Source organism: Methylacidimicrobium cyclopophantes, assembly GCF_902143385.2.
In the GTDB taxonomy this organism is placed as follows: domain Bacteria; phylum Verrucomicrobiota; class Verrucomicrobiia; order Methylacidiphilales; family Methylacidiphilaceae; genus Methylacidimicrobium; species Methylacidimicrobium cyclopophantes.
The window spans coordinates 1-7643 of record NZ_CABFUZ020000145.1 but is presented as its reverse complement, the minus strand read 5'-3'; the positions used below and the strand labels follow the sequence as shown (position 1 = coordinate 7643).

Below are 7643 nucleotides of genomic sequence, written 5' to 3'. Positions count from 1 at the left end.
TCAGGCCGGTGAGCAGGGTCGTCGGCCACCACCAGGGTGGTGCCGGCCGTTCGAAGAGATGACAGACCCCCGCGGTGACCGAAGCGACCGTGGCGGGAGGCTCTAAGAGAAGAGACCGAGCGACGATCGCGGAGACCTTGCCGTCCACCGGAAGGCCGGAGAGCTGCCGGGCAGTCGATGCAGAGTGTTCCTCTTTCATCTTAGCCTGTCACCAGCCCTTCCAACAGGACGAAGCCGACCGAGCATATCGGACTCACTCGTCCGGTGGGGGCGGGAGCGTAACGCTCCCCTTCCTGCAGAATCGCGCTAAACTCTCCAGTAACGAAAATTCGTTGCGTCGGGAAGAAAAAAGCATCCGCGGGCCGGCGCAGTCTCTCTATGAAAAAAAATGTGGGGCCACGAAAGTTGAGGCTCGATCTCGCCCTCGTGGAGCGAGGTCTCTGCGAAAGTCGGGACGCCGCGAAGCGTGCGATCATGGCCGGGAGAGTGCGCGTCGGGGAAGTCGTGGCGGACAAACCGAGCCGAATGGTCGATCCCGAAGGAGCTCTTCTGCTGGAGCGGCCCGACCGCTATGTCGGCCGCGGCGCTCATAAGCTCGAAGCGGCCCTTCGCTTTTTCTCCCTCGATCCCACAGGATTGGTCTGTCTTGACGTCGGAGCCTCCACCGGCGGCTTCACCGACTGCCTCTTGCAGCAGGGAGCACGAAGAGTCATCGCGCTCGATGTAGGTCGCGGCCAGCTCCATTGGAAGCTTCGGCAGGACCCGCGCGTCGTGGTCCGCGAGGGGATCAATGCCCGCCGGCTCCGTCTCGAGGATGTGGGAGAGCTCGTGGATCTGGCGACTGTCGATGTCTCCTTTATTTCCCTGCGCCTGGTGCTTCCGGCGCTTTTTCCGCTCGTTCGTCCGGAGGGCTGGCACATCGCGCTGATCAAGCCCCAGTTCGAGGCAGGCCGGGCGGAAGTTGGCAAGGGGGGCATCGTTCGAGATCCGAGAGTTCGGGATCGGGTCGTACAAGATCTACGTCGTTGGGTGCGGGAATTCCCGCGAATCGAAGATCGCGGGGTGCTCCCCTCGCCCATCCTGGGCGGATCTGGAAACCAAGAGTTTCTCTGGGGTTTGCTCCAGAGAGCGGAACCTTCGGACCACTAGCGGTTGTTCATTCCCACATGGGGAAGCCGACGCCGAAGGGATCGTCCCACATTCCCAGCCCTGCGGGTCCGAACTCCCCGGGGCCGCCGAATCCTCCGGGACCGCCGAATCCTCCGACTGGTCCGCCTCCTCCGACGCAGCCGGCTAAAAGTAAGACGCCGATCAGTACGAGCGTACCCGGAAGGACAACCCGGAGCATTTGTTGACATCCTATCGGCGGAGATCGTCGAGTGCAAGAGATTCGGCACGGCCCCCGGAATCTCCATGGGTCGCTTTTTCGGAGCCGCTCCAGGGAAGGTTGACCCGTTGGGAAGGGATGGTACGTTCTTCGGTGTCTTAGCGGAGCAAGGCGGCCGACCGATCGCGATGGCAGAGCAATGGATTCAAATACGCGGGGCGCGGGAGCACAACCTGCAGAATGTTGACGTCGATCTGCCGCGCAATCAGCTCGTCGTCATTACGGGGGTGAGCGGCTCCGGGAAATCCTCGCTCGCCTTCGACACTCTCTACGCCGAAGGGCAGCGTCGTTACGTCGAGAGTTTGTCGAGCTATGCTCGACAGGTCCTCGGTGCTTGGGAGAAGCCGGACGTCGACCGGATCGAGGGGCTTTCTCCGGCGATCGCGATCGAGCAGCGGACATCGGGAGGCGGTCCCCGGTCGACGGTTGCCACGGCGACCGATATCTATGAGTTCCTCCGTCTTCTCTTTGCGCACTTCGGCACTCCCCACCATCCGCTGACCGGGAAGCCGCTGCGGCGCTACACCGTGCCGGAGATGGTCGAAGAGATCCTGGCCCTGCCCGGGGACACGTTGATTCAATTGTTCGCCCCGGTGATTCGGGAGAGGAGCCGGAAGGAGCTGCGCCAAGCGGTCGAACGGATACGCCGCCGGGGCTTTGTCCGGGTCCGAGTGAACGGAAAGCTCCTAGAGTTGGAAGAGGCGGAGCAGCTTGCCGGCAAAGGGCCCTATAGCCTCGATGTGTTGGTCGATCGCCTGCGTTGTGAACCCGGAGTACGGAGTCGGCTGCACGATTCCCTCGAGTTGACGCTCAAGACAGGCGAAGACGTGGTCATTCTCCTGTACCGGACGCCGGAAGGGGAGGAAGGAGAGCGCCTCTTCAGCGACCGCCACTTCGATCCGGAGACGGGTTTTCGATTTCCGGAATATTCGCCGCGTCATTTTTCCTTCAACAATCCCTTGGGAGCCTGCCCGGAGTGCCACGGATTGGGGACCGAGCTTGCTTTCGATCCGGATGTAGTGGTCCCGGATCCGTTGCTTCCGCTTACGCAAATGCCGATCGCGCCTTGGCGCAAGCTTGGCAGAGCCCTTCAATCGGTTTACCAACAGGAGCTCGAGAAGCTCGCGCAAGAGTTCGGAGAGGAGATGGGGCGACCCTGGCAAGAGTGTTCGGAGGCCTTCCGGGAAGCCGTGCTGCGGGGAACGGGAGCGCACGACGGCCCCGAGTCGAAACGAGGGAAGCCGAAGACCGCTTTCGAAGGGGCTCTCCCCGGCCTCGAGCGGCTCTACCGAGAGGCACGCTCGGCGGCTCTCCGAGCGAAGCTTCGTCCTTTTCTGGCCCCGGCCGTCTGCCGGTCGTGCCGGGGCGCTCGCCTGCGGCCGGAAACTTTGGCCGTGACGATTCAAGCGAACGGCTGGACCCCGCGGAACATCCGCGAGGCGGCCGCCTTTTCGGTCGACGAAGCGGAGCGTTGGTTGAAGGCGATTCCCATTCCTCCTGAGAAAAAGGCGGTGGCCGCCGACATCTTTCGCGAACTCGGTCAACGGCTCGAGTTCCTGAACCGGGCCGGATTGGGCTACCTGACGCTCGATCGGGAGACGAGAACGCTGTCAGGGGGGGAAGCCCAGCGCATACGGTTGGCGACGCAGATTGGGGCGCGGCTCAGCGGAGTGCTCTATGTGCTCGATGAGCCGAGCGTAGGACTCCACCCGCGCGATCACCGGCGACTTCTCGGCCTGTTGGCCGAGCTCCGTGATCTCGGGAACACGTTGGTCGTCGTCGAGCACGACGAAGAAACGATCCTGGGGGCGGATTATCTGATCGAGCTGGGGCCCGGAGCGGGACCGCTCGGAGGGAGAGTGCTCGGGGTGGGTTCCCCCCGGGAAGTTTTGAGTCGGCCCCAATCGATTACGGGAGCCTTTCTGCGTGAGCCCGCAACCAAGGGAAGCGAGCGCCGCAGATCGCCGAGCGGCGAGTGGCTGCGTGTGATCGGAGCCCGCGCAAACAATCTTCGCAACATCACGGTGAGTTTTCCCTTGGGGTGCCTCACCGCCGTTTCCGGCGTGAGCGGCTCCGGGAAGAGCACGCTCGTGAACGAGGTTCTCTGCCGCGCCTTGAGGCGGCGGCTGCACGGGGCGCGGGAGGAATCGGGAGCGCACGATAGGATTGAAGGAGCCGAAGAGCTGGAGAGAGTCGTCGTCGTCGATCAGGAACCGATCGGGCGGTCGCCTCGGTCGAACCCTCTGACATTTTCCGGAGCCTTTCAGGAGCTTCGGATGCTCTTCGCCCGTCTCCCCGCAGCGCGCGTTCGGGGTTACGGAGCAGACCGCTTCAGCTTCAATGTCCCCGGGGGAAGGTGCGAGCGCTGCCAAGGCCAAGGAGTCATCGCGGTCGAAATGAGCTTTCTGCCGGAGGTTTTCGTTCCCTGCCAATCTTGCGGGGGAAAGCGGTTTAATCAGGAAACCCTGGAGGTCACTTATCGGGGCAAGAGCATCGCGGACATACTCGCGATGACGGTGGAGGAAGGTCGAGAGTTCTTTCGTTCGGTTCCCGGCATTTGGCAGAAGCTCGATACCTTGGCGCGGGTCGGGCTGGGCTATCTGAGCCTCGGGCAGTCGGCGAGCAGCCTTTCGGGCGGAGAGGCCCAACGGATCAAGCTTGCCGCAGAGCTGGGCCGGCAAGGAGCCGGAAAGACGCTCTACATCCTCGACGAACCGACGACCGGACTCCATCTCGCCGACATCGAAAAGCTGATGGAAGTCCTTATCCTGTTGAGAAACGCGGGCAACACGATCATTCTCATCGAGCACAATCTGCGTGTGCTGCAGCGTGTCGACTATCTCATCGATCTCGGTCCCGAGGGTGGCGAGGGAGGAGGAAGGATCGTCGCCCAAGGGACTCCGGAGGAAGTAGCGGGGGAGCCGGCAAGCTGGACGGGCCGATTCCTTCGCGAGCAGAGAGAGGGAATCGTCGGAAGGGAAGCGGAGAAGAGGGTCCGGGCAGAATGAGGGCAAAGCGATCGTCCGGCCGATGCGGCTTTGGGATTGCCCTTCTCTGTCTGGCGTTGAGCCGCTCGTTCTGGACGGGGGAGCTTTCGGCAACCTCGATCGAAGAGGAGGCACTGGCGCCGGCTTTGACCGCATTCGAGGATGGGCTCTTCGCTCGGTGCGTGCAGGAGGTCGAGGGCTTTCGGAACCATTTCCCGGAGAGTCCTCTCGCTTTGAGCGCGCGTCTTCTCGAGGGCAAAGCCCTCTATTTCCTCGGCCGGTATCGAGAGGCGGAAGCAATGCTCGCCCCGCTAGCCCGAAGTCGCCTCCCGAAAGCCGCGGCGGGAGAAGCTCTTTTCTGGTTAGCGGAATGCCTTTCGGGCCAGGAGCGATGGACGGAAGCCGCTTCGGACTATCGGGCCGCTCTCGGAAAGCCGCTTCCTGGTCCACTCGCAGAGAGGGCGAGGCTCGCTCTTGGTTGGTGCTTGTGGCATGTGGGGCGCGTGCAGGAAGCGGAATCGATTTTGGAGGCTCTTGCGCATGGTCCTCCGGGCGAGACGCAAAGGCGCGCGATGCTCCTTCAAGCCCGGATGGCTCTTTCCCTAGGAAGGCGCGCGGAGGCCGAGACCCTCTTTCGTCAGTTAGCGCAAAAGGGGAGCTGCGGAGAAGACGCCCTTTGCGAAGCTCGCTTTTGGTTGGCGGAGCTTTCTCGGGCGGACGATCCGGCTCGGGCCGCTACCCTCTACGAGGCGGTGATCGGGATGGGAAGGGCCCCGAGAGAACTTCTCGCACAGGCCTACCTGGGCTTGGGCGAGGTTTACGAAAAGCTCGGGGAAACCGGCAGGGCAATGGCCGCTTTCGAAAAGGCCGTCGCGTTGGAGGAGAAAAGAGGGCTTTGGCTGCGGGCTGTCGAGCGCTTCTTAGAGAGTGCGGCGGCCCTCCAACGGCTTCCCGAGGGGGAAAAGAAGCTCGCCGAGATGGAGCGGAATAAAAAAGGCCGGGAAGAGGAAGCGAAAGTGGCTCTTGCGATCGCAAAGGCTCGGGAAGCCGCTGGAGATCGGGAGGGGGCGGAAGCCCTCTTGGAGGAGACCTCCCGTCGGAAACTCGGGCCGGAATCCGATTCGGCGATTCGTTACGCTCTTGGCCGGCTCTATCAGCAAGACGAAAGATGGGATGCGGCAGCACGATCCTTGCGCCTGGTCGAGAAGAGCGGCGGCATGTTGTCTCCCTACTCCGCCTTTCGACTGGGAGAGATCGCCCTCGTGCGAGGGGACACCGCGGCGGCCGAGGAAAATTTCCGTCTGGCGGAGGCGGCCGACGTTTTCCCGGAGGAGAGCCTCTTCAATCGGCTTGTGGCCTTGGCTCGGGAAAAACGGATCGAGGAGTTCGAAAAGATCAAGCACTCCTTCGACGAACGCTTCCCCCGAAGCTCCCTGCGGGCTCGACTGCTCCTGCTGGAGGCGACGCTTTTGCAAGAACTCCAAAAACCGAGGGAGGCGCAGCGGGTCCTGGAAGCGGGACTGCGGGAGCCCGGCCTCCAGTCGAGTCATCCGGAGTTCTTGCTGCAACTGGCCGGTCTCTACGCAGAGGCGGGAGAGGATGCGCGGGCTTTCGCGGACTATGAACGGCTGGTCAAGGACTTTCCCAATGACCCGTCGGTGCCCGAAGCCCTCTACCAAGGGGCCTTTGCCGGATATCGGAGCGGGAAGCTGACCGCCGAGGAGGCGAGGCAACGGTTGGCCGATCTTGCGGCCTCCAGGACGGCCGGTTCCGTGGCTCCGAAAGCGCTTTTCGGCGCGGCCCAATTTTTTTACAACGGCCAGGACTTCGTGGATGCTCAGGCCGATTTTGAGCGGGTCGCGCAGGATTATCCTCAGAGCCCCTTGGCGGATTGCGCCTATTATTGGGCTGCGAAGGCCGCAATCGGCCGTCGTGACTTGGTCGATGCGCTCCATCTGCTCGATCGCGTTCCCGAGAGCTCTTCCTGGAAAGCGGAGGCCAGGCTTTTGCAAGGGAAGATCGATCAGGAGCTCGGCGAATATCGCAACGCGGTGGTCCTTTTCGATGCCGTGTTGGAGGAGAGTCCTTCCGGGCCGATCCGGACGGAAGCGCTCCTCCGAAAGGGCGATTGCCTCTTTGCGGAGAGCTCCGCCGATCCCAAGGCCTATGCGGAGGCTGCCAAGGTGTTTGCCGCAGTCCTGAAGGAAAAGACGGCCGATCCGGCGGAGCGCGACGAGGCGGGCTTCAAGCTCGGGGTCTCCTTGCAGAAACAAGGACGCGAGGAAGACGCTCTGGCGGCTTACCTCGACGTTTTGGACGGCCGCTTGGCCGTGCCGAAAGAGAGTTCAGGCCGGCGGATTGCGCCGGAGATCCGATGGAGGATCGAAGCCGGGATCCAGGCGGCCTCTCTCAAGGAAAAAGCGCAAGATTGGAGGGGGGCCGTGACGATCTACCGGAAGATGGAGGAGCTGGGAGGTCCCACCCGCGAGGAATTCCACGAGACAGTGAACCGGCTGCGGCGGGATCACTTTCTCTTCGAGGAGGGGTCTTGATTCGCCGGATCTTCTCGCGGCGAAAGCTTGAGGGAAGCGCGGAGCTAGGGAAGTTGCCAGAAAAAGAGAGGCTCGAACGACGGCCCCGTACGCACCTGGACTTCGGAGAGGACGCCCGCTGCGGACAAGGCTTGCTCTCGGCCGATCCGTCTGGGCAGGCGTTCCAGCAGCTCCGCCAGCGGAAGGATCCTCTTCGCGCGGATGGCGTCGCGGACGGCTTCGAGGAGCGGCAGAGAGAGTTCCTCGTCTTTCTTTCCCATCGGGCGAGTCGGATGCGGAATCGGAAGTCGGGCGCGCCAGGAAGCGAGAATCCCTTCGGCCCGACAGCGGATCTCTTCCTCGATCGGAAGGCGACTTGGATCGGGACGAAAGGAAAACAAGAGAGAGACGGCGGCGGAGAGATCGAGGAGTTCTTGGGACGAGAGGCGCAGCGGAGATAAGCCCGGCAGGCCCTTCCCGGGGGAAGTTCGGCCGGCGATCCCGACCGACTCTTCCCTTTCGAAAAGGAAGGAAGAGGCCTCGAGCGTCCGGCCGGACGTCTTTTGCGCGTCCGCCCCTTTTTCCAGAAAGGAGAGAGCGGCCCGAAGGTCGGCCGCGCGGGTTGGGGGGTCCGAAAAAAGAAAGAGATCGGCTTCCGGCAGCGTGTGTCGCGCGCAAAAAAGATCGAGATCGCCGACCTCTTCCCTCCGCCAGCCGAAATCGGCATGCGGTTCCGGC

At 62.9% G+C, this 7643-nt stretch carries 6 protein-coding genes; 3 read left to right on the top strand and 3 right to left on the bottom strand.

What is annotated here, in order from left to right; translation table 11 throughout:
* The coding region (locus tag FN369_RS06790; RefSeq protein WP_142525426.1) for a hypothetical protein at positions 1–199 on the bottom strand (199 nt) is incomplete at its 3' end.
* Between the two features lie 191 nt (positions 200–390).
* Here FN369_RS06790 and FN369_RS06785 point away from each other — a divergent pair.
* Positions 391–1149, top strand: a complete 759-nt coding sequence (locus FN369_RS06785; RefSeq protein WP_246189597.1) for a TlyA family RNA methyltransferase — start codon at positions 391–393, stop codon at positions 1147–1149.
* A gap of 7 nt (positions 1150–1156) precedes the next feature.
* Here FN369_RS06785 and FN369_RS06780 read toward each other — a convergent pair whose 3' ends face one another.
* The gene (locus FN369_RS06780) at positions 1157–1348 is read right to left on the bottom strand and encodes a hypothetical protein (RefSeq protein WP_142525424.1); all 192 of its coding nucleotides are present in this window, start codon (positions 1346–1348) and stop codon (positions 1157–1159) included.
* A 167-nt stretch (positions 1349–1515) separates the two neighbouring features.
* On the opposite strand from FN369_RS06780, the gene uvrA reads away from it, so the two are divergent.
* Complete coding sequence (uvrA, locus tag FN369_RS06775; protein ID WP_142525423.1) at positions 1516–4395, top strand: excinuclease ABC subunit UvrA; 2880 nt, start codon at positions 1516–1518, stop codon at positions 4393–4395.
* The gene (locus FN369_RS06770) at positions 4392–6926 is read left to right on the top strand and encodes a tetratricopeptide repeat protein (protein ID WP_142525422.1); all 2535 of its coding nucleotides are present in this window, start codon (positions 4392–4394) and stop codon (positions 6924–6926) included. Before uvrA ends, FN369_RS06770 begins: the two co-directional genes overlap by 4 nt.
* 44 nt (positions 6927–6970) lie before the next feature.
* On the opposite strand, the gene FN369_RS11150 is transcribed toward FN369_RS06770, so the two are convergent.
* The coding region (locus FN369_RS11150) for a hypothetical protein (protein ID WP_178087732.1) at positions 6971–7643 on the bottom strand (673 nt) is incomplete at its 5' end.

Bases quoted from the DNA above. Each gene is read 5' to 3' on its own strand.
- FN369_RS06770 (WP_142525422.1), top strand. From the start codon at position 4,392: ATGAGGGCAAAGCGATCGTCCGGCCGATGCGGCTTTGGGATTGCCCTT.
- FN369_RS06780 (WP_142525424.1), bottom strand. From the start codon at position 1,348: ATGCTCCGGGTTGTCCTTCCGGGTACGCTCGTACTGATCGGCGTCTTA.
- uvrA (WP_142525423.1), top strand. From the start codon at position 1,516: ATGGCAGAGCAATGGATTCAAATACGCGGGGCGCGGGAGCACAACCTG.